General features: G+C 71.1%; 18 protein-coding genes. 9 read left to right on the forward strand and 9 right to left on the reverse strand.

The window, feature by feature from the left end:
- The 5 genes from JNK30_RS21510 to JNK30_RS21530 form a co-directional block, all read right to left on the reverse strand.
- A partial coding sequence (locus JNK30_RS21510; RefSeq protein ID WP_293485584.1) for a DUF3604 domain-containing protein occupies positions 1–1,437 on the reverse strand: 1,437 nt, incomplete at its 3' end.
- Positions 1,434–2,957, reverse strand: a complete 1,524-nt coding sequence (locus JNK30_RS21515) for an arylsulfatase (protein WP_293485586.1) — start codon at positions 2,955–2,957, stop codon at positions 1,434–1,436. The genes JNK30_RS21515 and JNK30_RS21510, both read right to left, overlap by 4 nt.
- A 41-nt stretch (positions 2,958–2,998) precedes the next feature.
- Positions 2,999–4,327: an aspartate aminotransferase family protein gene (locus JNK30_RS21520; protein ID WP_293485588.1), complete on the reverse strand. Its 1,329-nt coding sequence runs from the start codon at positions 4,325–4,327 to the stop codon at positions 2,999–3,001.
- 15 nt (positions 4,328–4,342) lie between these two features.
- Entirely contained in the window at positions 4,343–5,602 is a 1,260-nt protein-coding gene (locus JNK30_RS21525) for an aminotransferase class V-fold PLP-dependent enzyme (protein ID WP_293485590.1), read from the reverse strand.
- A gap of 26 nt (positions 5,603–5,628) precedes the next feature.
- Complete coding sequence (locus tag JNK30_RS21530) at positions 5,629–7,956, reverse strand: TonB-dependent receptor (protein WP_293485592.1); 2,328 nt, start codon at positions 7,954–7,956, stop codon at positions 5,629–5,631.
- A 236-nt stretch (positions 7,957–8,192) separates the two neighbouring features.
- On the opposite strand from JNK30_RS21530, the gene JNK30_RS21535 reads away from it, so the two are divergent.
- Both JNK30_RS21535 and JNK30_RS21540 read left to right on the forward strand, forming a co-directional pair.
- The gene (locus JNK30_RS21535; RefSeq protein ID WP_293485594.1) at positions 8,193–8,816 is read left to right on the forward strand and encodes a TetR/AcrR family transcriptional regulator; all 624 of its coding nucleotides are present in this window, start codon (positions 8,193–8,195) and stop codon (positions 8,814–8,816) included.
- Between the two features lie 68 nt (positions 8,817–8,884).
- Positions 8,885–10,213, forward strand: coding sequence for an APC family permease (locus JNK30_RS21540; RefSeq protein ID WP_293485596.1), 1,329 nt, complete (start codon positions 8,885–8,887; stop codon positions 10,211–10,213).
- Here the strand turns inward: JNK30_RS21540 and JNK30_RS21545 are convergent.
- The 3 genes from JNK30_RS21545 to JNK30_RS21555 all read right to left on the reverse strand — a co-directional run bounded on the left by JNK30_RS21545 (position 10,185) and on the right by JNK30_RS21555 (position 12,855).
- Positions 10,185–11,237 carry a hypothetical protein gene (locus JNK30_RS21545; RefSeq protein ID WP_293485598.1) on the reverse strand — a complete coding sequence of 351 codons (1,053 nt, stop codon included), beginning with the start codon at positions 11,235–11,237 and terminating at the stop codon, positions 10,185–10,187. The two genes, JNK30_RS21540 and JNK30_RS21545, sit on opposite strands and share 29 nt — an antisense overlap.
- A complete protein-coding gene (locus JNK30_RS21550; RefSeq protein WP_293485600.1) occupies positions 11,237–12,535 on the reverse strand; it encodes a family 1 glycosylhydrolase in 1,299 nt (432 codons plus the stop codon). Before JNK30_RS21550 ends, JNK30_RS21545 begins: the two co-directional genes overlap by 1 nt.
- Before the next feature lie 83 nt (positions 12,536–12,618).
- Positions 12,619–12,855 carry a hypothetical protein gene (locus JNK30_RS21555; protein WP_293485602.1) on the reverse strand — a complete coding sequence of 79 codons (237 nt, stop codon included), beginning with the start codon at positions 12,853–12,855 and terminating at the stop codon, positions 12,619–12,621.
- A 457-nt stretch (positions 12,856–13,312) separates the two neighbouring features.
- Between JNK30_RS21555 and JNK30_RS21560 the strand changes: the two genes are divergently transcribed.
- Genes JNK30_RS21560 through JNK30_RS21580 form a run of 5 tightly spaced genes read left to right on the forward strand, consistent with a single transcriptional unit; the run spans position 13,313 to position 17,590 of the window.
- Complete coding sequence (locus tag JNK30_RS21560) at positions 13,313–15,037, forward strand: IlvD/Edd family dehydratase (RefSeq protein ID WP_293485604.1); 1,725 nt, start codon at positions 13,313–13,315, stop codon at positions 15,035–15,037.
- 1 nt (position 15,038) lies between these two features.
- Complete coding sequence (locus tag JNK30_RS21565) at positions 15,039–15,785, forward strand: SDR family NAD(P)-dependent oxidoreductase (RefSeq protein ID WP_293485606.1); 747 nt, start codon at positions 15,039–15,041, stop codon at positions 15,783–15,785.
- Positions 15,785–16,708 carry a 2-dehydro-3-deoxygalactonokinase gene (locus JNK30_RS21570; protein ID WP_293485608.1) on the forward strand — a complete coding sequence of 308 codons (924 nt, stop codon included), beginning with the start codon at positions 15,785–15,787 and terminating at the stop codon, positions 16,706–16,708. Before JNK30_RS21565 ends, JNK30_RS21570 begins: the two co-directional genes overlap by 1 nt.
- On the forward strand, positions 16,705–17,328 hold the full coding sequence (locus tag JNK30_RS21575; RefSeq protein WP_293485610.1) for a 2-dehydro-3-deoxy-6-phosphogalactonate aldolase: 624 nt from the start codon (positions 16,705–16,707) through the stop codon (positions 17,326–17,328). The genes JNK30_RS21570 and JNK30_RS21575 overlap by 4 nt, the downstream gene beginning before the upstream one ends.
- A gap of 49 nt (positions 17,329–17,377) precedes the next feature.
- Complete coding sequence (locus JNK30_RS21580) at positions 17,378–17,590, forward strand: hypothetical protein (protein WP_293485611.1); 213 nt, start codon at positions 17,378–17,380, stop codon at positions 17,588–17,590.
- A gap of 3 nt (positions 17,591–17,593) precedes the next feature.
- On the opposite strand, the gene JNK30_RS21585 is transcribed toward JNK30_RS21580, so the two are convergent.
- Positions 17,594–19,828, reverse strand: a complete 2,235-nt coding sequence (locus JNK30_RS21585; RefSeq protein WP_293485727.1) for a sugar nucleotide-binding protein — start codon at positions 19,826–19,828, stop codon at positions 17,594–17,596.
- Positions 19,829–19,938: 110 nt separating this feature from the next.
- On the opposite strand from JNK30_RS21585, the gene galE reads away from it, so the two are divergent.
- Positions 19,939–20,991, forward strand: coding sequence for a UDP-glucose 4-epimerase GalE (gene galE, locus JNK30_RS21590; RefSeq protein ID WP_293485613.1), 1,053 nt, complete (start codon positions 19,939–19,941; stop codon positions 20,989–20,991).
- 157 nt (positions 20,992–21,148) lie between these two features.
- Positions 21,149–23,404 carry a UDP-galactopyranose mutase gene (gene glf, locus JNK30_RS21595; RefSeq protein WP_293485615.1) on the forward strand — a complete coding sequence of 752 codons (2,256 nt, stop codon included), beginning with the start codon at positions 21,149–21,151 and terminating at the stop codon, positions 23,402–23,404.
- Positions 23,405–23,443: the final 39 nt, after the last annotated feature.

Here is a 23,443-nt window from a genome sequence, read left to right on the forward strand (position 1 = left end):
GCGCACGGTGTCGGTGCGGCTCAGGAGATCGGCCGGGAAGTCGTAGCTGGCGAAGAACCGCACCTTGATCCGCGGACCCGAGGTGGCGAACGTCTCCTTGCGCCGCAGCGCCGCGTAGATCGCGTCGCGGCTGTTCTCCTCGGCCCAGACACCCGCCAGGCCCGAGCCGCCGCGCGCCGAGTACTGGATCGGACCCGGGCTTGGCCATTCCGAGGCGCTCTTCGGACGCACCGAGCCGCGCTGCTCGGGCGCGCCGTCGCGCAGGCCCGAAGCGCCGGCGTAGGTCGCCTCGTCCGTGAAGCCGGGCGTGGCGTTGTGATTGTCGGTCGAGCCGATGAACCCCAGCTTGAACGGGTTCACGCCCAGCTTCTCCCGCTGCAGAATGCCGTCCTGGAGCGCCCGGCGGACGTAGCTGCCCGGGAACCGCGTCACCATCTTGTTGACGGCGATGTAGCGCTCCCAGATCTCAAAGTTCGCCCACTCGTCGTTGGGCGACAGCGTGGGGTGGGTTTCGGACGTGCCCTTCGTCTGGGTGATCTCGACCAGGGGCTCGTTCCGCGCGCGCAGTTCCGCATAGGCGCGGTCGACGGGCTTGCCGTTAAGCCGGACGCTGTCGAACATGATCCCGTCCGAGCCGTTCGAATTGTGCGGGATCGCCAGGGCCTCCATGCCCTTGGCGCGCCAGGCGTCCATGGCCTGCCACAGAAGCTCGGGGTCGTACACGCTGGTGGCCGAGAACGGCGCGGCGGGGACGCGGGCGCCCTTGAAGATGACGTTGCGGTGCAGATTCCGGCCGTCCAGGGAGGCGGTGAACTCGTAGCCCACGAAGGTCGTGAAGCGGCCCGGCTGGTTGTGGCGCTGGGCGGCGTCGCGGACCTCGCGCCAGCCCTCGGTGACGATCGCGGGGTCGTCGTACTCCTTGGGCATCGTGCCGTCGCGCTTGGCGCTGGTGAAGGCTTCGAAGCCCTTCTGCGCCTGGGCCGGATCCGTGGCGATGAGGTTCTGGCTGAACGGCAGCTTGCCCAGCGGATGGCCCGGCCGCGCCGCGGCGCTGACCACCGCCAGGTACTCCGCGTGGTCGGTGACGGCGGTGAAGTCCAGCGGCGCGCCCGCCAGGCGCACGGTGTAGCCCGACGGATGGCCGATCGGCTCGCCGCGCGCGAAGCGGTAGGCGTCGTCGGGCGTACGGCGGACGTTCGAGATGTAGGCGTCGTTGGACAGGTAGGTGTGGACGTGCAGGTCGCCGAAGTAGGCGTTGCGGTCGGCGTTCCAGCCCGGCAGCCGCGCGGGGGCGGCGGCCTTGGCGGCAGGACGCGCGGTCGCGGCCGCCGCCGGCTTCGCGGCGGCCTTCGGCGGCGCCTGGCTCACGGCGACGCCCGAGGCGACGAGCACGCCAACGGCCGCCGCCGCGGCGACCGGTCCGATCCGGACCCTCACGCCGAGGCTCCAGCCGGGCGCACCGGGCCTTCGCCGCCGGTGGGGACGTTGGGGAATCTGGCCACGCTTTCCTCGTACTCCCGCTGGATCCGGGCGATGGGACGGCGGACCCAGATGTTGGTGGTGTAGATGTTCCAGAGCTCCTTGGGGTCGTTCTCGAGATCGAAGACCCAGGGACTCGGCAGTTCCTCCAGATAGGACGTGGTGACGGCCTGGCCCGAGGCGACGACCGCGCCGCGCGGCGGCTCGCGCACGGCGAAGTGCATCTTGAAGTTCTTCCACTTCACGGCCAGCAGGCGGTTGTTGTGGAAGATCATCAGGTGCTCGCGGTTGGACGCGGCCTTGCCGCCGAACAGGAAGTCGGTCTGGTCGATCGAGTCCACCGCGCGGTCGGTGGGGACCCGTCCGCTCGCGCCGGCGAGGTTGGCGAAGGTGCGGTAGAAGTCCTGGATCGACACCATCTGGTTGCTGACCCGGCCCGCCTGGGCGCGGCCCGGCCAGCGGATGACGCAGGGCGTGCGGATCGCGCCCTCCCAGCCGCTGGGGAACTCGCCGCGGAACGGGCCGGTGTCCGATCGCCCGCCGAAGTCCACGCCGATGCCCTGGAAGCTCTGCGGCCCGTTCTCGCTGCAGAAGATGACGATGGTGTCGTCCTTGAGGCCGGCCTTGTCGACGGCGTCGATCACGCGGCCGGCGTTGTGGTCGATCTCGACGAGGGCGTTCTGGTGGTTCGACCGGCCCGGCTTCACGAAGTCCGGGTGGGCCAGCGGCGGCTCGTGCGGCAGGGTGAAGGGCAGGTAGAGGAAGAACGGCCGGTCGGCCCTGGACTGGCGGCGGATATAGGCCTCGGCCCGCTCGGTGATCTCGCGGTCGATCAGCGGCCGGGCCGCGCGGTCGTAGGTGCGCAAGGGGCGGCTCGGCTCGCCGCGCCGGCCTTCCATGATCGACTGCAGCGTGTACTCGCGGGGATCGAAGCCGGGCTGCAGCGGCCAGTTGACCTCGCCGCTGCTGCGCGGGATGCCGAACCACTCGTCGAAGCCCTGCCGGGTGGGCGCGCGCTCGTCGCTGGAGCCCAGGTGCCACTTGCCGTAGCAGGCGGTGGCGTAGCCGGCGTCCGACAGCAGCTCGGCCAGGGTGTACTCCCAGGGCGCGATCCCGTCCTTCAGCCCGCGGGACTCCACGATCGAGGTGCCGGTGCGGATGGGCATGCGGCCGGTCAGCAGGGCCGAGCGGCTGGGCGTGCACTCGGGCTCGACGTTGAAGTTGGTCAGCCGCAGGCCCTCGGCGGCCAGCGCATCGATGCGGGGCGTGGGGGCGCCGCGCAGTTCGCCGCCGCCGTAGCACCCCAGGTCCCCGTAGCCGAAGTTGTCGACCATCATGAGCACGATGTTCGGCGCCCGGGCCGCACCGCGCCGCGCCGGCTGGGCGGCCGCGGCGCCGGCGGCGGCCGCGAGGCCTGCGGTGCCGGCCAGCAGCGCCCGGCGGGTGGTCGGCGCGGGGGACGATCGGCGTGACGGCATGGACGACTCCGGAACGACGGGACTGACGGGCGGCGGGGGGCTCAGGCCAGCGCCACGGTGAAGCTGCGGTCGAACGCCTCCAGCACGCCGGGGACGTCGTCCATCGACAGGCACAGCGGCGGCACCATCCGCAGGACGCTGCGATGCGGGCCGGACTTGGACACCACGAGACCCTGTCTTCGGGTCTCCTCGAAGACCGCGGCGGTCTCCTCGGTGGCGGGCGCCTTGGTCTTGCGGTCCTTCACCAGCTCGACGGCCATCATCAGGCCCAGCCCGCGGACGTCGCCGATGATCGGGTGACGCGCCTGCAGAGCGACCAGGCCCGACTTCAGCGCCGCGCCCACGGCCTTGGCGTTCGCCTGCAGGCCCTCTTCCCGGATGATCTGCAGCACGGCGCGTCCGGCGGCGCAGGCGACCGGGTTGGCGCCGTAGGTGTGGAACAGGAACTTGTCGGCCATGCACTCGGCGATGTGGCGGTGGGTCACCACGGCGCCCAGCGGGATGCCGTTGCCGATGCCCTTGGCCATCACCACGATGTCGGGGACGATGCCGCTGGCCTCGAAGGCCCAGTAGTTGTCCCCGGTCCGCGCGAAGCCCGACTGGACCTCGTCGATGATCATCAGTCCGCCCGCGGCGCGCACCCGCTCGGCGGCGCCGGCGATGTAGGCCGGCGGGATCTCCACAATGCCGCCGTAGCCCTGCACGCTTTCCAGGATCATCCCGGCGAGACGCCCGGACGTGGAGCTCTCGATCGCGCGCTCGACCTCGTCGAGATAGGGCTGCAGTTCCTGGCCGAACAGGCCGCGATAGGCGTTCGGCTCGGGCAGGAAGGCGACGCCGCCCAGCTGCGGCACGTTGTGGCGGAAGCCTGCGATGCCGGTGAGCGCCTGCGCGCCGAACGTGGCGCCATGGTAGCTGGTCCGGAGCGACAGCATGTCGATCGCGCCGGTGTAGGCCCGCGCCATCAGCAGGGCGAGGTCGATGGCCTCGGCGCCGCTGTTGGTGAAATGGACCACCCACTCGTGGCCCGCCGGCATGGTCTGGGTCAGCTCCTCCGCCAGGTGCGCCGGCGTAGGGTGGTAGAACATGGTGGTGCAGTGGGTGAGCATCGCCGCCTGGTTCTGCACCGCGGCCACGACCGCCGGATGGGCGTGGCCGACCGAGATGCAGAGGTTCATGCCCAGGAGATCGACGTACTTCCGGTCGTTCTCGTCCCAGAGGTATTGCATCTGGCCGCGGCGGAAGATCAGCGGCGTCTTGTAGGGCACGAACCGCCGCTGCGAGGCCGCATAGTAGCGGTCGCGCCGGGCGACTATGCCCTCCGTAGTCCAGTCCGTGGGCAGCGGGGCGAGAGCTGGGCCGGAGTCCACGGGATCGTCTCCTTGCTAGTAGGTGGCGGCGAGGTCGCTCTTGGCCTGGGTCGCGCGGACCTCGGCGATGCTGGCGGCCATGTCGGCCAGCCAGGCCTCGCGGGCCGGCGCGTGCTGCATGGCCAGCATGGTGTGCATGCCGCGCGGCTCGCTGGTGAGCCCCGGAATCCAGCCGCGGGTCTTCATCCGCTCGGCCACGGCGTAGATGTCGACGACCCTGGACCCGAAGTTGAGGATGGTGACGTCCGGCTGCGCCCAGAGCTCGAGTTCGGGGATCGCGCGGATCCCGGCCACATAGGCGTCGGTCATCGCGGCGAGATCCCGCGCCGCGCGTTCGTAACCCGAGATCCCGAGGTGGTTCAGGACCGCCCAGGCGCCCGCGACCGCGCCGGCGGGCCGCGAGCCCGACAGGGTGGCGGTCGTGTAGAGGCCGCTGGGCCAGTAGCCGAGGCGGAAGGTCGAGCGGTCCAGGTCCTCGCCATCGCGGAAGAAGACCGTGGACGACGGCTTCGGCGCGAAGCCGAACTTGTGCAGGTCGGCCGAGATGGACCGCACCCCCCCGTTCCGGAAGTCGAACACCGGCGTCCCGCGGCCGATGCGTTCGAAGAACGGCGCGACCCAGCCGCCGACGCAGGCGTCCACATGCATCCAGACGTCGCGCTCGAGGGCCAGCGCGCTGATCTCGGCGATGGGGTCGATCACCCCGTGGGGGAAGCAGGGCGCCGAGCCCATCACCATGAAGGTGTTCTCGTCGATCAGCCCACGCATCGCCTCCACGTCGCAGCGCCGGTCGTCGCGCAGCGGCGCGCGCCGGACCTCGACGTCCATCAGGATGGCCGTCTTGTCGAACGCCGGATGGCCGCTGACCGGCATCACGATGTTCAGCGGCTTGCCGACCTTGCCGCGTCCGAGGGCGCGGTGGCGCTCACGGGCGGCCTTGACCCCGAGGAGGACGCTCTCGGTCCCGCCCGTGGTGAAGACGCCGGCCCCCCCGGCGGGGGCATGCATCAGGTCGAGGCCGTAGTCGACGACATCGCGCTCCATGGCCCCGATGCCGGGGTAGGCGCGGCCCGCCCCCAGCGCGTTCTCCGAGAAGTGCTCCATGTAGGCGCGCTTGCCGACCTGGTACGCCTCGTCGTCCGCCAGGAAGAAGAAGATGGCCGTCCGGCCGCCGCGCCAGTCGGCGTCGCCGGCGGTGCGGGCGGCCATCTCGGCCTGGAGGTCCGGCCAGGACCGCCCGCCGGGAGGGAAGGCGGCGCGGGAATGCTGGGTCATGTCGTGGTTCCCTTCCCTGTCCGGCGTCAGAAGCGGGCCTTGAGCTCGACGCCCACCTGGCGTGGATCGTTGAGCGTGCAGCGCAGCGCCGTCGCCCCCGTCGTCGCATTGTTGAGTCCGAACGCGGCGTTGTTGGGCTGGTTGAAGATGCCGGTGCAGAACGTCTCGTTGGTGAGGTTCTGGCCGAACACGGCCGCTTCCCACTTCTGCTCCGGTCCGCGGATCGCGAGCCGCGCGCTGAGCTGCTGGTAGCCCTTCTGGTCGGCGTCGGGATTGTTGTCGCCCGACGAGGCCAGGTTGATCTTGCTCGAGAAGGAGAGGTCCGCCCGGGCGAACCAGCTCCAGCCGTTGGCCATGTCGCCGACATACTGGCCCGACAGCGTCCCCTGCCACTTCGGCGAGTACGGCAGCCGCTGGCCGGTGAGGTCCTGCGACCCGCCGAAGCCCGGCAGCCCGGGCGCGCCCCGGAAGTCCAGGTACTCGGAGTCGAGGTAGGTCCCAGCCAGGCTCAGCGTGAGCGGCGGGATGGGCCGGGCCGTGGTCTCGAACTCGACGCCCTGCTGGCGCGCCTTGCCGTTGTTGCGGGTCCGGAACTGGAGCCCGTCGAAGCTGCGGAACTGCAGGTCGCTGATATCCGAGCGGAAGAGCGTGACATTGGCCACCACCCGGCGCTCGAAGAGCTCGGACTTCACGCCCAGTTCCCAGTTCTCGACCGTCTCGGCCAGGAAGCTCCGCGCGGCGGCGCCGACCGCGGCCGTGGTGCCCGGGGCGGAGTCGAAGCCGCCCGACTTGAAGCCGGTGGAGAAGCTGCCGAACACCATGATGTCGCTGTTCGGCCGGAAGGTCCCGTTCAGGCGGTAGGTGACCTTGTCCTCCTTCAGCGCCATGTCGGTGACCTCGGCGGCCTGGGCGGCGGCCGGGTTCCGCGTGATGCCCCGGTACTTCGCGGTCTTGTCGTCCTCAGAGTAGCGGATGCCGCCGGTCACCTCGAACTGCTCGGTGAGCTTGAAGCTGGCCTGGGCGTAGGCGGCCACCGACTCGGTGTCCTGGGTGAACACGTAGTACGAGGCGCCGGTCTTGGTGTTGGTCCGGCACTGGGCCAGGCGCGCGGCGGTGGAGGTGTTGCGGATGAACACCTCGCAGTACTCGTTGGTCAGGTCGATGTTCTGACCGATGTCATAGGCCTCCTCGTAGTAGTAGAGGCCGGTGACGAAGTTCAGGCGTCCGTCCAGCAGCGTGTCGGGCGACAGCAGCTGCAGTTCCTGCGAGTGGTTCTGGCTGTCGGCGAAGGTCGTGCGGCGCTGCAGTTCCAGCGGGATGTTCCCGTTCGAAGCCTGGTACTGGATGTTCTTCCAGTCGCGGTAGCCGCTGATCAGCTTGAGCTGATAGCCGCTGGCCATGTCCCACGTCAGCTCGCTGGCGAGACCGGTCTGGTAGTCGGTCACGTCGCCCTCGGTCGACTGGCGCACCCGGCGGGAATAGGTGTCGGCCACGTAGGGCAGCAGACCCGTCTGCGGCCCCGCCCCGTCGGGATCCAGCCGCGTCTGCCAGTTGGCCAGGGTCTGGGGCGTCACCGTGCGGGTGACGACGGTGATGGTGTTGTAGCCATCGCCGCTGAGGTTCTGGTGGTCGCCGCGCAGGGTGAAGGTCAGGTCCGGCGTGATGTCCCACTGCACGGCGCCGCGGATGCTGAACCCGTCGTTGCGGCCCATGCGCTTGCCGGTCAGGTCGTTGCGGCCGTACCCGTCCGCCTCGTAGCCGAGCACCGAGACGCGGGTCTTGACGGTCTCGCTGATGGGCAGGTCGGCCATGGCCGAGACGCGGCGGACCCCGTACGTGCCGTAGGTCGCGGCGACCTCTGCGCCCATGGTGTCGCCGGGCGGCGTGGTGCGGATCAGCACGGCGCCCATCGAGGCGTTGCGCCCGAAGAGCGTGCCCTGCGGCCCGCGCAGGACCTCCACCGATCCGATGTCGTTGAGGCCGGCCAGCATCGAGCCGATGCGCGGCACATAGACCCCGTCCACGAAGGTGGCGACGCTGGGCTCGACCGCGGTGTTTCCGCTCGTGCCGATGCCGCGCATCATGATGCGGGTGTTGCTCGTGTTGGACGAGGTGGCGAGGTAGAGGCTGGGCGTGATGCGGCGAAGGTCGCGGATGTCCTGCACGCCCGCCGCCTCCAGCGTCTCGCCGCTGAACGCCGTCACCGAGATCGGCACGTCCTGGAGGTTCTCGGCGCGCTTCTGGGCGGTCACGACCACCTCTTCGACGCCCACCCCCTCGTCCTGCGCCTGTGCGGCCAGCGGCCCACAGATCGCCACGAGCGCCACGCCAAGAAACAACTTGCCACGAGCCATGTCGTTTTCCCCCTGAGCCGGCGGTGAATCCGCACTTGTTCCTACCCGGTAACAGTGCGCTCACGTTGCCCGGCTGTCAATTTATGCTACGACTTGGTTTCATATCGCATCGCCCTTTGTGCGTCGGGCGCGGGCGGCTAGACCAGATCCCTGCATCGGAGACGGAGATCGAGTTGGCAAAGGCGAGCGCCGCAGATGGCGCACGGCCCCGCAGCGGGAGGGGTTCCAAGCCGCGGGTGAACGTCCCGGAACGGCGCGAGGCGTTCCTGCTGGCGGCCTGCCGCGTCTTCCTGGAACGGGGCGTCGGCACCGCCACCATGCAGGATGTGGCCGACGCGGCCGGCGTCCCAAAGATCCTGATCTATCGGATCTTCCGCTCCAAGCAGGCGCTGCTGGACGCGATCCGCGACAGGGTGGTCGCCAAGATCCACGAGGTCTGGGCCGTGCCGGGCTACGAATACGGCGCCCGCCTGCGCGGCATGGCCATGGCCGCCCGCGAGCAGCCCGAGCCTTTCCTGCTCGTGTTCCGCTACAGCCAGGGCGGGGTCGAAGGGCTCGACTGGCGCAAGGCGCTCGAGGACGCCATGTCGGCCTATACGCGGGAGCGCTGGTTCCAGATCGGGCCCGATGCTCCGCCGGGCGCGGAGGCGCGCGCCGAATACGCGTCGCGGCTGAACGTCGGCCAGTTCATCGACATGATGATCCGCTGGATCGAAGGCGCGGACGGCCTCGACGACGAGACCCGCTACCTCTGGTGCGCCCGCATCCAGCGCGAGTTCCATCTGGCGACCCGCGCCGCCTTCCAGCTCGGCACGGTGCCGATGAAGTACCGCCTGCCGGGCGAAGCGGACGGCGGTTGATCCGACCTGGTAACATATTCTAGGCTCGGCTGATCCGACGCAGTCCGCGCCGGCCGCACAGGCCCCCCATGTCGCAGCCCCGCCTCAGTTCGTCTCCGCGGGCCATGGGCCTGCCGACCCTCGCCGCGGTCGGCGTGAACAGCATCATCGGCGCCGGCTTCTATCTGCTGCCGGCGCAGTACTTCGCCACCGCCGGCGCCTGGGCGCCCGTCGTGCTGCTGGTGGTGGGCGTGCTGATGTTCGCCATCGCGCTCTGCTTCGCCGAAGTCGGGAGCCGCTTCCGGGAGAACGGCGGCGCCTACCTCTATGTGCGCAGCGCCTTCGGGCCGCTCGCGGGCTTCGAGATCGGCTGGATCCTCTACGTCTCGCGGGTGATCTCCACCGCGTCGATGTTCGCCGCCCTGGTGATGCTCGTGGAGGTCACCACGGGGCGCACGCTGGGCCTCGGCGCCACGGCCGCCATGGTCATCCCGCTCGCCACGGTCATCGCCGCGTTCTCGATCATCGGCGGCAAGGTCAACGCAGGCCTCCTGACGGCGCTGGCGGTCATCAAGGTGACGCCCGTCGTCCTGCTCATCGTCCTCGCCGTCCACCGCCTGGAGGTCTCGGCCCTCGTCCCCGCGCAGCCGCTGGGCCTGTCGGCCGCGGTCGCCGCGGCCACCATGGCGATGTTCTCGTATGCGGGCTTCGAGAACCTCGCGATCCCGGCCGGAGAGGCGCGCGACCCGCAGCGGGACGTCCCGCGCGCCCTCTTAGCGTCCCTGGCGGCCGGCGTCGTCCTGCTGGTGGGCGCCAACGCCGTGGCCATCGGACTGGTCCCGAACCTCGCCGACAGCCGCCTCGCTCTGGGCGACGCCGCGGGTATCGTGCTCGGGCCCGCCGGCTGGTGGGCCATCGCCGCCACCGCGATCCTGGCGGTCGCAGGCAGCAACGCCGGCGCGGTCCTGGCGAACTCGCGGCTGCTGCAGGGTCTGGCCGACCAGGGCGACACCTGGGCCTGGTTCGGGACGCGGTCGGCGCGGTTCGGCACGCCCGTGGTCGCGGTGGTGATCAGCTCGGTCCTGGTCGTCGCCCTGGCCCTGACCGGCACGTTCCAGTCGCTGGTCGTCCTGGCCGTGGGCACGCGGCTGGTGGTCTACCTCAGCGTCGCCCTGGCCGCGATGCGGCTGCGGCGGGTCGAGCGCACCGGCGCGGCGCCGCCCGCCGCCTACCGGATGCCGGCGGCGCCGCTGGTGCTGGCGGTGGTCGTCCTGGGCTGCGCCGGCATCCTGGTGCAGATGACCGCGGTCCAGGCGGTGGCGATCGTGTCCGGCCTGGCGGTGGGGCTGGTGCTCTTCCTGGCCCGCGGCCGCCCCGCTCAGGCGCCGGTCACGGACAGGCCAGGACCCGAAGGCTGACGTCGTACGTCGCCGTCTCGCCCGGCGCCAGCCAGGCCATGCCGGTGTCGACGTCCCGCGGCCAGACCGCGCCGAACGGGTCGGCGAGGTTGAACTGCGGCTCGATCACGACGAAGGCCTCCTCCGGCGGCGCATAGACCTGCACCGCGCGCAGGCGGGACGAGGTCGAAGCGATGCGCAGCGCCAGCCCGGCCGCGGGGTCGGCCACCTCGATGCTCAGCGGGCGGGGCTCCAGGCCGGTGAAGCAGTCGTCGAGGTAGAGATCCCCGAGCGCCCGTCCGGCGCGGAAGTCGTACGGAGTTTCGGCCACGGGCAGCAGCCGCCCCGTCGGGAGCACCTCGTCGTAGTTGTTCACCTCGGCGCGGAGCTTTGCGGGAAGACGCAGGCGGACACGGCGACGGTCGCCGCCGGGGAGCCGGAAGTACGGATGCCAGCCCGCTCCGAAGGGCGCGGGCCCGGTTCCCGTGTTCCGCGCCTCCAGCCGCAACGCGAGCTCGCCGTCGACCAGCGACCAGCGGAACGAGAGCTCGAGCGGCCCGGGCCAGCCGGCGAGCGCGTCCAGCCGTCCGTTCACCGCACCCGGGCCGTCGCGTTCGAACGCGATCGGGCGGGCCAGGATGAGCCCGTGCATGGCGTAGGCTTCCGCGCCCGGACGCTTGCCGCCCCAGTTCCGCGGAAGCCGGACCGGCCGGCCGCCGATCGTCGTCTCGATCTCGCGGGTTTCCGCCAGGGCGCGGCCGCGGATCCGGTTGGCGAAGGGCGCGAGGATCGCGCCGCCGAAGGCGAACGCGCGGTTGCCGGCGAAGTCGTCCGGGCCGCCGTCCAGCTCGGCCGCCGCGGCGGCGGGGTCGGGCGCATGCAAGAGGTCGATGACCTCGCCGCCCGGCTGTCGCGCGCGGGCCTGCAGGAGCATGAAGCCGCGGCCGGGAAGCACCGTCGCCTCCACGATCCCGGGGCCGTCCGGCGGCCGCTCGGCCACGAGGGTCACCATCGGCGCCCCGCCGATGAGCGGCGACGGGTCCATCAGCCCGGCGCGCTGCCGGCGCTTCCGGTCGCCAGTTCGGTGGCGCGCAGCTCGCGGGCCTCGTCCGCGTGGCGCGCGGCCGTCTCGTGCCCGTACTCCGAGGGCGGGACCACCGGCACCGTCAGGCAGACGCTCTGGGTGGGCAGCACGGTTCCCCAGTCATGGATGAGCTGCTTGTACGAGCGCCCCACCGGCCGGATGTTGCGGTTCAGGTCGTAGAGGCCCACGGGATGCACCCGGTTGTTCTGCTCGCGAAGGCCCACGTCCCAGTCGATCTGGTCGGTCAGCGAGTACCAGGTGAAGCCCACCGTCGGGACGCCGTCGTTGCGGACCCGCAGGACGTTGGCCCATTCCTTCCACAGCCAGTTCACGGCCTCGTCGCCGTTCGGGCCCTCGGCGATGTTGGTCTCGGTGTGCATCACCGGCAGCCGGTAGCGCGCGTAATACTGCCGCGTGATCTCGGAGTAGCCGAAGATCTCGCCCGAGGCGCGGGTCATCCCGTTGGCGGCGACCCGGTGCTCGTTGGTCCAATAGTAGTCGTTGCCCAGGATGCAGTGGTGACGGAGCGAGTGGCCGAGGAAGAAGTGGTACTCCGCCTTCGTCATGCCGTTGTCGAAGAGGTACTCGTACATCTCGGAGTCCACGCGATGCCCGTAGTTCAGGTCGAGGGACAGGAACCGCTTGGAGTTCTCGATCTCGGCCGGTTTGATCGCGGCCGGGTTCTCGGCGTGGAAGTACTCCGACGACTCGCTCTGGATGAAGATCGCGTCCGGCCGGACCTTCAGGATCTCGTGCATGGCCAGCACATTGGCCTTCACGATGTGCTTCAGCGCCGTGACGAAGGTCCGGTCCGTGGTCCCCTGCTCGTTCCACCAGCCGTACTTGGCCGAGAACTGGGCGCAGATGAACATCTCGTTGACCGGCGTGTAGAGCTGGACCCACGGGAAACGCCGCGCGAAAGCGCCGGCGTAGCGGGCGAACTGCTCCGAGAAATCCGGGTTCTGGAAGTCACCGATCCAGTCGGGGACGCCGAAGTGGCAGAGATCGACGATCGGGCTGATGTTGCGCCGCCGCAGGTCGGCGAAGGTGACGTCAGCGAACTCCCAGTCGTGGCGGTCGGGCCCGAGAAGGGTCGTGTGCAGAGGCGGGCCGTAGCGCAGGTAGGCTAGGCCCAGCTCCTCGACGAGGTCGAAATCCTCGCGCCAGCGCGCGTAGTGGCCGCACGCCTCCATCTGGTCGATCCGGAGCCGACCGTTCTGGATCCGCGGAATCGAGTTCTCGATCCCGGTCGCAAACATGAAAGCCGAAATGACGCATCCTCCCGCTGCCCGGCGGTTCCCCCGGATACAACTCCGGCGGCGATGCGCGGTTCAGTCGGAGCCTACTCGGCGGCCATCATCAGGGACGGGGCGATCTTCCGGCAGCGCGCCAGGAGGGCCAGGCTGTCGGCCCCGTTCTGCACGTTCCGGACCCAGGCCTTGTCCCCGTTCACCGCGACCACCTCGTAGTGCGGGTGGTAGTTCTCGCCCGTCCGGACGAGATCTCCCGGGTGGATGTCCTCGGGGTGCTCTCTCTCGTGAGAGATCGAAAACACGTCGGAATAGCTGGACAACGTCATGACTCTGCGGGCCCCCGCCCGGGTTGCTCGTGGGGAAGATAGTCGACTCGAAAGGTTGAACGGAACCAAAACGCGGCCGTCAGGTTGTCGCAGACGCCCGCCGGTCGGGATGCGCGCGCAGTGGCGACGTACGGCCCCACCCGAGCCGGATCGCCGCCTCCACAAGTTGCTGAAATTCCTGGAGAACAGGCGGCCCCAGGCGGGCGCGGACGAGCCGCTCTGGCGCGGCGCGCCTGACCCGCCGAGCCCAGTCGGCGCGGCGCGTGGCCGCAGCCGAAGCCCGCCTGGGCCCCGACGCTGCGCGCAAGCGTCGCAGTCGACCGGCCGGCGGCGGGCTGACCGCCCTCGCCCGGCGGCCGGCATTCCCGGACTGCCCCTCGCGTCCTTCGCCGGGTATGGACAGAACCTGCATGCCCGCTTGGGGGTTTAGCCCCAGGGATCGAGAAGGGGACGCCAGGTGGCGGACAGGAAGCTGCGCAGCCAGAGAAGCTACGGCAAGCTGGACCGGGACGGCTTCATCCACCGCAGCTGGATCAAGGGCACGGGGCTTCCCGACCACGTCTTCGACGGCCGGCCGGTCATCGGGATCTGCAACACCTGGTCCGAGCTGGTCACCTGCCAGTTCCACCTGCGCGACCTCGCCGAGTATGTGAAGCGGGGCGTCTGGGAGGCCGGCGGCGTGCCGATCGAGTTCCCGGCCATGAGCCTGCCCGAGACCCAGATGCGGCCCACGGCGATGCTGTTCCGCAACCTGCTGGCCATGGAGGTCGAGGAGTCGATCCGCGCCAATCCGATCGACGGCGTCGTACTGCTGGGCGGCTGCGACAAGACCACGCCGGGCCAGCTCATGGGCGCCGCCAGCGTGGACCTGCCCACCATGGTCGTCTCGTCCGGCCCGATGCTGAACGGCAAGTGGCAGGGCCGCGACATCGGCTCCGGCACCGACGTCTGGCGGTTCTCCGAAGCCGTGCGGGCCGGCGAGATGACGCTGAAGGACTTCCTCTCGGCCGAGAGCTCGATGAGCCGCAGCCACGGCGTCTGCAACACCATGGGCACGGCCTCGACCATGGCGAGCCTGATGGAGGCGCTGGGCGTCTGCCTGCCGAACAACGCGGCGCTGCCGGGCGTCGACGCCCGCCGCAAGACGCTGGCGCACCTCACCGGCAACCGCATCGTCCAGCTCGTGAAGGACGACGTCCGGCTGTCGCAGATCCTGACCCGCGAGGCGTTCGAGAACGCGATCCTGATGCACGCGGCCATCGGCGGCTCGACCAACGCGGTGGTCCACCTGCTGGCGCTGGCCGGACGCGTCGGCGTGGAGCTCAGCCTCGAGGATTTCGACCGGCTGGGCCGCGAGGTCCCGCTGCTGGTCGACCTGATGCCGTCCGGCCGGTTCCTGATGGAGGACTTCTGCTACGCCGGCGGTTGTCCGGCGGTGATGCGCGAGATGGCCGGCGCCTTCCGCCGCGACGCGATGACGGTGTCCGGGCACACCCAGGGCGAGATCGCCGACGCCGCCGAGGTCTGGAACCGCGAGGTGATCGGCTCGATGGCCGAACCCGTGGGGCCCTCGTCGGGGGTCTGGGTGCTGCGCGGCAATCTCTGCCCGGACGGCGCGATCCTGAAGCCCAGCGCCGCCTCGCCCGAGTTGCTCACCCACCGCGGGCGAGCGGTCGTGTTCGAGGACATCGAGGACTACAAGGCCCGCATCGACGACCCGGATCTCGAGGTCGATGCGACGTCGATCCTGGTTCTCAAGGGCTGCGGGCCGAAGGGCTACCCGGGAATGCCCGAGGTCGGGAACATGGCGCTCCCCCCGAAGCTGCTGCAGCAGGGCGTGCGCGACATGGTGCGCATCTCGGACGCACGCATGAGCGGCACCGCGTACGGCACGGTGATCCTGCATGTCTCGCCGGAGGCCGAGGCCGGGGGGCCCCTCGCGCTCGTCCGCACCGGCGACGAGATCGCCTTCGACGGGCCCGGTCGGACGCTGGGCCTTCTCGTCGACGACGCCGAACTCGCCCGCCGGCGGGAGGCCTGGGCGGCCCAGCGCCGGCCCTCGGACTTCACCCGCGGCTGGTACAAGCTCTACATCGACACCGTCCTGCAGGCGGACCAGGGCGCCGACCTCGACTTCCTGGTCGGCAAGTCGAGCGCCGACGTGACGCGCGAGTCCCATTGAGATGGACGTGGCCGCCTACCCCAGCCTGAAGGACCGCGTCGTCTTCGTGACCGGCGGCGCCTCGGGCATCGGCGCGAGCTTCGTGGAGCATTTCGCCGCCCAGGGCTGCCGGGTGGCGTTCGTCGACCTGCAGCAGGAGGCCGGCGACGCGCTGGCCGCGCAGGTCGGCGGCTGGTTCCGCCGCTGCGACGTCACCGACGCCGCAGCGCTGCAGGCGGCGATCGGCGACGCCGCCGCGGAGCTGGGCCCGGTGACGGTGCTGATCAACAATGTGGCGAACGACACCCGCCACGCAGCCGCCGACCTGACGCCGGACGCGTGGCGCAAGGCGCTGGCGGTCAACCTGGACCCCGCCCTGATCGCCTCGGTGGCGGTCTATCCGATGATGAAGGCGGCGGGCGGCGGCGCAATCGTCAACGTCAGCTCGATCAACGCCCTGTGGGGGCCGGCGGGCATGTCGGCGTACGTGGCCGCGAAGGGCGCGATCAACAGCCTGAGCAAGGGCCTCGCCCGCGAGTGGGGGCCGGACCGGATCCGCGTCAACGCGCTGTCGCCCGGCTGGGTGGTCACCGAGCGCCAGCTCGAGCTGTGGCTGACCCCGCAGGCCGAGGCCGCCTGGGCCGACCAGGTGGCGCTGAAGGACCGGATCCTGCCGCAGGACATCGCCCGCGCCGCCCTGTTCCTGGCCTCGGACGAGAGCCGCATGATGACCGGCCAGAACCTGGTCGTCGACGCGGGCCGGGTCTGATGGCGGAACCCGCACTCCTCGCCTGCGACTGGGGGACCACCAATCTGCGGGCCTGGACGCTGGATGCGTCGGGCGCCGTCCTGGTCGACCGGGACCTCCCGCTTGGAGTCTCGCGGCTCGCGGCCGGCGAGGCGCCGCGGGTGTTTGCCGAACAGGTTCGCCCCGCCCTCGGCGCCGAGGGCCTTCCGGCGGTGCTCTGCGGGATGGTCGGGTCCAATCTGGGCTGGACGACCGTGCCCTATCGCGACTGTCCGGCCACCCTCGCCGACCTCGCCTCGGCCATGACGGAAGCCCCCGGCTCGCCGGACGTGCGGATCGTGCCCGGGGTGCGATCGCGCGGGTTCGACGGCCAGGGCGACGTGATGCGGGGCGAGGAAACCCAACTGTTCGGCTGGCTCGCGCAGCACCCGGACCACGCGCGCGGCCGCAGCTTGGTCTGTCATCCGGGCACGCACACCAAGTGGATGGTCGTGGAGGACGGGCGCCTGTCCGACTTCGTCACCGCCATGACGGGCGAGCTGTTCGCGGTGCTGTCGAAGCACAGCGTGCTCAAGAGCGACGCGCCGCCGGACGACAGCGGGGCGTTCGACGCCGGCCTCGCGGCCGCCGGCGACGGCGACGCGCTGGCCGCCCGGCTCTTCACCGTGCGCGCCCGGGTCGTGGGCGGCGGCGCGGCGCCCGAGACCTCGTCCAGCTACCTGTCCGGTCTGCTGATCGGCGCCGACGTGGCGGCCACGCCGCAGCTCCTGGGCGCGGGCGCCGGCGGGCTCTCGGACGAGGTCGTCCTGCTGGGCGACGCCCGGCTTTGCGCGCTCTACGCCCGCGCCCTGCAGGCGCGCGGCGTCGCGACCCGCGCCTTCGACGGCGAGGCCGCCGCGGTGGCGGGGCTCAGAGCGCTTCATCTGGCAGGGAGATCGCCTTGAGGCTCGAGGACGCGCTGGCAGCCTGCCCGGTCGTGGCGATCTTTCGCGGCGTGACGCCCGACGAGGCCTCGGCGCACGTCGAGGCCCTCTTCCAGGCCGGCGTCCGGGCGGTCGAGGTCCCCCTGAACTCCCCGCAGCCCCTGGAGAGCGTCCGGCGCATCGCCGAGGCGTTCGCGGGCCGGATGGCGGTCGGCGCCGGGACTGTGCTGTCGCCCGCGCAGGTGGACGAGGTCGCCGCGGCCGGCGGCCGCATCGTCGTCTCGCCGAACACCCGGCCCGACGTGATCCGCCGGACACTGGATCTGGGCCTCGAACCCGTGCCGGGCTTCGCCACCGCCACCGAGGCCTTCGACGCCTACGAGGCCGGCGCGCGCCGGTTGAAGCTGTTCCCGGCCGCGACTTACGGGACCACCCACCTCCGCCAGCTGCGCGCCGTGCTGCCCGCGGACGCCGACGTCTGGGCGGTGGGCGGCGTGGGGCCCGACGCCATGGCGCAGTGGTGGGAGGCCGGCGCCCGGGGCTTCGGCCTGGGCGGGGAGCTCTACCGCCCGGGCCAGGACGCGGCACAGACGAGAGAGAAGGCCCAGCGCGTCGTCGCGGCCGCCCGCGCCCTCGGCTGAACGATCGCGCGGTTCACGTGTTCTCCCTGCCCCCCACGGAGGACCGCGCATGAACAGCCTGGCCAAGTTCGAGATCACGCCCCGAGACGGCGACTTCCTGCTGCGGTTCGAGGACGACGAGGGCGGCGCGGTCTCGCTGACGCTGACCGCCGAGCAGCTCGATGCCCTGATCGATGCGGCCGACGAGCTGCTCGACGAGGACGACACCGCGTTCGAGGCGGACGAGGACGACGACTCCGGGGTCCCCGGCGCGAGAAACTGAGGCTCAGCGCAGGCGCGCGGCGGGCGCGCCGCCGCGACGCTCGAGCGCTTCCTCCGCATGGATCAGGCCGCACTCGCCGACGCGCTGGGCGTAGCGCCGGATGGCGTCGTCGAGCGAGGGCAGCACCTCGCCGCGCTCCGTCGCCAGCGCCACGGCCGGCGGCCGGGCGGCGGCCCAGCCGAACGTCGCATGCGGAACGCCGACCACGAGCCGTTCGTCGAGGTCCAGCGCGCGCGCCAGCCGGCCGGCGAACTCCGCCCAGGTGACCGCGCCGCCGTTGGCCAGGTGCCGGATCCCCGTGTCCCCGTCGATCAGCAGGTCCAGGCTGGCTTCCACGAGGTGCGGCACATAGGTCGGCGAGACCACGAGGTCGTCCGCCGCCTGGAAGCGCTCGCCGTCCATCAGCGTCAGCCGCACGTGGTGGGCGAAGTTGTAGGCGTCGTGCGGCGAGAAGAACGCCGACGTCCGCAGCACGAGGGCCGTATCGCAGGCCTCCATGACGCCCCGCTCGGCCTCGGCCTTGCTGGCGCCGTAGACGTTGAGCGGCGACGGCGCGTCGGCTTCGACGTACGCCTCGCCCTTCCGGCCGTCGAAGACGAGGTCGCTGGAGTAGGTCACGTAGCGAAGACCCCGCCGGGCGCAGGCGCGCGCCAGGTCGATCGCGCCCCTGGCGTTGGCGGCGAAGCACGCGTCCCGCTTCGTCTCGGCCTCGTCCACGCGGACCCAGCCGGCGGCGTTGATCACGCCCCAGGCGCCCGTGTCGTCGAGCCGGCGGGCGATGGCGTCCGGGTTCTCCAGGTCGAGTTCGCGCCGGTTGGTGAGGTGATAGGTGATGCCGCGCAGTTCGCAGGCGTGCGCCAGGGCCTGTCCCAGGGTGCCTGTGGCGCCGGCGATCAGGAGGGGCCGCCCGTCGCCGGGACCGGAGCGCCATTCGCGCCGGGGCTCGGCGCCGTCGGGGGTGCGGATCACGGGCCTGTACTCCAGCCGGACGTCACGCCGCCACCAGCCGGGGCCGGTGGTGGCCGGATGCGGCGCACCGCCCTGCGTTGCGAGGCGCTTCAGTTCCTGGGCGACGGCGGTGGGCCTCGGGACGCCGCCACGCACGTCGAAGGCGCCGACCTCATAGGCCCCTTCGGCGCGGGTCAGCAGGCTCTGCCAGTCGTGCGAGCCCAGGAGGGCCCAGGCCGTCACGGCGCGCACGTCCACGCCGCGGGCTCTCAGCCGTTCGGCGATGTCCCAGGCCTCGCGCACCCAGCGAACCTGTTCCTCGCGCGTGCAGCCGTTGTGGCTCTCCGTCACCGCGAGCGGCAGGCCGTAGCGCGCGAACGCCTCCTCCAGCGCGCCCTCCAGACCGCCCGGCGCGGGGCTCGCGACACGGATCGCCTCCACGTCGGCGAAGGCCATCCAGTCGTTCCCGCCCCGGACCGCCGGCGGATAGTCCTGGACGCGGTGATCCAGGAACCGGTCGCTCGTGAGGTAGTGGTTCACCCCCACGACGTCCGGCGCGCACGGGTGCTCCGAGAGGTCCGCGAGCCGGTCGCCCAGCCCGAACGCCGCCAGCCGCCCGTGCAGGAAGTGGCCGGGCGTGACCCGCCCGCAGAGCAGGTCCCAGGTCATCCAGCGGCGGGCGTTGTCGTAGGCCACCTGGTGGCCGACCGGCCGGGTGCCGTAGGTACGACCGAGGTCTTCGGTCTGGATCAGTCGCGCCGCAGGATTGACCGCCCGGATCTCGCCCATGGCGAGGCAGGTCGCCTCGATCTGGTTCAGCAGCGCCGTCCAGAACGCCGTCTCGTCGCGCACGTGCGGGTACCAGAGCCCGTACAGGGCCGCGAAGCGCGCGGTGGTCAAAGGCTCGTTGATCGGCGTCCAGTCGTCGACCCAGGGATACCGCTCCGCGGCGGCCCGGGCGTAGCGCGCGAAGCGGGCCGGAAAGTCCGGATCGAGCAGGCTCGTCCCCGGCGGCCCGCTGCCGTGGTGGAGCAGGCCCACGATGGGGCGCATGTCCAGCGCGCGGATGCGACCGAGCCGCGCGTCGGTCCAGCTCCAGTCGGCCGCCGCATCGACGGTCGGGCACGCGCGCTCCCACAGGACCGGGTACCGGAGCGCCTTCAACCCGAGGTCCGCGAACCGGTCAAGGTCTCCGATGCGGGTCTCATGCCCGGAGCGGAGCGTCTGGTCGAAATAGACCTCGCCCACGCGATTGACGGTGCACTCGTGCCCGCCCCACAGCTCCAGCATCACGCGGCATCCCTGGCGATCTAGGCCAATGCCGCACCAGCGATTTTGTTCCAGCGGTCCGTGTTCGGGGCCACGGGAACGAGACACCCTCTCTGGCCATTTACCAGTCCATGAATCGGGGAACGAGGCAGGTCGTCCTTGTCACCGGGGGCGCGGGTTATATCGGCGCGCACACGGCGAAGGCGTTGTACGAGCGGGGCCATCAGCCTGTCGTCTACGACAACCTGAGCTCGGGTTTCCGGGAAGCGGTTCGCTGGGGCCCCTTCGTCCATGGCGACATCCGCGACCGTGCGCGGCTGACCGACGCCATCGACGCCCATGGCGTCACCGCCGTCATCCACTTCGCGGGCCTGATCGAGGTCGGGCGCTCGGTCGCGCGGCCGGACCTGTTCTGGGACGTGAACGTCGGCGGCACGGCGGGGGTGCTCGAGGCGATGCGCGCGCGCAACGTGCCCAGGCTGGTCTTCTCCTCCAGCGCGGCGGTCTATGGCCAGAGCGGCCGCGACGCCCTCGCGCCCATCCGCGAGGCCGACCCCAAGGCCCCCTCCAGCCCCTATGGCGACACCAAGCTGGCCGGCGAGCGGCTGATCGAGGCGCACTGCCGGGCCTTCGGGCTGTCCGCTGTGGCCCTTCGATACTTCAACGCCGCGGGCGCCGACCCCTCCGGCGGGATCGGCGAGGCGCACGAGCCCGAGACCCACCTCATCCCCCTGGCCATCGCGGCCGGCCTGGGCGCCGGGAGCCCGCTGACGCTCTTCGGCGACGACTTCGACACGCCCGACGGGACGTGCCTGCGGGACTATATCCATGTCTGCGACCTCGCGGCGGCCCATGTGGCGGCGCTGGAGGCGCCCTTGCCCGCGGGCGGCTTCGAGGCTGTGAACGTCGGCACGGGACACGGACGATCCGTCCGTGAGGTCATCCAGGCCGTCGACCGGGCGCTCGGCCGCCCGACGCCGCACGCGGTCGGGCCACGCCGGGCCGGCGACCCGCCGAGCCTCGTCGCCGACCCCTCCCGGGCGCGATCGGTGCTCGGCTGGACGGCGACACGTCCGTCGCTGGAAGAGATCGTCGGCGACGCGGTCCGCTGGGAGCGTCATCCCGCCTACGGCGCCGGCCCCAGAGCCTTCCGGGCTCCACGCGTCGCGGACGCGGCAGAGTGAGCCGGCTCCCCATTCGCTTCACGCCCGCCTCTGGCGGGCGTTGCTCGTTTCCGCGTTTCAAACTCAGGAAAACCCCGTGATCGCGTCCCGCCGAAACCTCCTGGTCTGCTTCTCTCATCTTCGGTGGGATTTTGTTTTCCAGCGTCCGCAGCACCTGATGACGCGCTTCGCGCGCGATCGGCAGGTGATCTTCTGGGAAGAGCCGCTGCCGTCGGCCCCCGGTTCACCGCCATCGCTCGACGCCCGGGTATGCGCCCAGAGCGGCGTCACGGTCGCCACCCCGCGCCTCCCGGACGACCTGCAGGGCCCTGCGCGGGAAGCCGCCCTGAAGGCCCTGCTGGACCAGGCCCTGCCCGCCGAGCACCAGCTGGTCCGCTGGTACTACACGCCGATGATGCTGCCGTTCTCGCGGCACCTCTCGTCCGCCTGCACCGTCTACGACTGCATGGACGAGCTCGCGAACTTCAAGTTCGCTCCGCCCGAGCTCGTGTCCCTGGAGCAGGAACTGATGTCGCTGGCCGACGTGGTGTTCACCGGCGGCTACAGCCTGTGGGAAGCCAAACGCGACCGGCACCCGAACATCCATCCCTTCCCCTCCAGCGTCGACCGCCAGCACTTCGCGCAGGCCCGCAAGGGAGATCACTCGCCCGAGGATCAGGGCGCCATTCCAGGGCCGCGCCTGGGCTTCTACGGGGTCGTCGACGAGCGCATGGACCTCGATCTCCTGGCCGCCGTCGCCGACGCGCGGCCCGACTGGCGGCTGGTGATGGTGGGACCGGTCGTGAAGATCGACCCCGACACCTTGCCGCGCCGTCCCAACCTCCACTTCCTGGGCGGCAAGACGTACGCCGAGCTGCCGGCCTACCTGTCGGGCTGGGACGTGGCGCTGATGCCCTTCGCCGTGAACGAGGCCACGCGCTTCATCAGCCCCACCAAGACGCCCGAGTACCTGTCCGGCGGCCGCCCGGTGGTCTCGACCCCCATCACGGACGTGATCCGGCACTACGGAGAGCTGGAGGCCGTGAAGATCGCCGACACGGCGCCGGCGTTCGTGGAGGCCTGCGAGGTCGCGCTGCGGCTGGCCCGCCAGCCCGGCCCCTGGCTGGAGGCCGCGGACACGGCCCTCGCCGCCATGTCCTGGGAGCACACCTTCGAGGCCATGTCCGCCGAGATCGCCAAGGTGCTCTCGGCGCACGCCGCCGCCGCCCGCGTCATGCTCGGCGCGCCGGTCGCGCGCCCGTCCGACCGCAGGCGCCCCTTCGACTACCTGATCGTCGGCGCGGGCTACGCGGGATCCGTGCTGGCCGAACGCCTCAGTTCCCAGCTCGGCAAGCGGGTGCTGCTGGTGGACCGGCGCCCGCACATCGGCGGCAACGCCTACGACGAGAAGGACGCCGCGGGCGTGCTCATGCACCGCTACGGCCCGCACATCTTCCACACCAACTCCGAGGAGGTGTTCGGCTACCTGTCGCAGTTCACCGGCTGGCGTCCGTACGAGCACCGCGTCCTGGCCCAGGTCGGGGACCAGCAGGTGCCCATCCCCATCAACCGGACGACGCTGAACGCCCTCTACGGCCTGCAGCTCGCCAGCGACGCCGAGGCCGAGGCCTACCTCAAGAGCCGCGCCGAGCCCGTGGAGCGGATCCGCACCTCCGAGGACGTGGTGATCAGCCAGGTCGGGCGCGAGCTCTACGAGACCTTCTTCCGCGGCTACACCCGCAAGCAGTGGGGCATGGACCCGTCCGAGCTCGACAAGTCGGTCACGGCCCGGGTGCCGACACGCGTCAACACCGACGACCGCTACTTCACCGACAGGTTCCAGGCCATGCCGGCCGAGGGCTACACGCGCATGTTCGAGAACATGCTGGACCGGCCCGGGGTCACGATCCAGACCGGCGTGGAGTTCGAGGACGTGCGGGACGAGGCCGTGTTCGACCGGCTGATCTTCACCGGCCCGATCGACGAGTACTTCGACCACCGCTACGGGAAGCTGCCCTACCGCAGCCTCGCCTTCCGGCACGAAACGCTCGAGCAGGAGCAGTTCCAGGCGGTCGGCACGGTGAACTATCCCGACGAGTCGACGCCCTACACGCGGATCAGCGAATACAAGCACATGACGGGGCAGGTCTCGCCGCGCACCACGATCACCTACGAGTACCCGCGCGCCGACGGCGACCCCTACTACCCGGTCCCGCGGCCCGAGAACCAGGCCCTCTTCAAGAAGTACGAGGCGCTCGCCCAGCGCACCCCGGAGGTTCTGTTCGTGGGTCGCCTGGCCACCTACCGCTACTACAACATGGACCAGGTGACCGGTCAGGCGCTGGCCACGTTCCGCCGCATCGCCCAGGCGGCCGGCCGCACGGTGGAGCCTGCCGTCGCCGCCGAAGCCCCCACGCTCACGCGCACGGCCTAGAAGCAAGCCGCCGCCTGCCTCCGCAGGCGCGCCGGCTCT

Source organism: Phenylobacterium sp. (assembly GCF_016793225.1).
GTDB lineage: Bacteria > Pseudomonadota > Alphaproteobacteria > Caulobacterales > Caulobacteraceae > Phenylobacterium.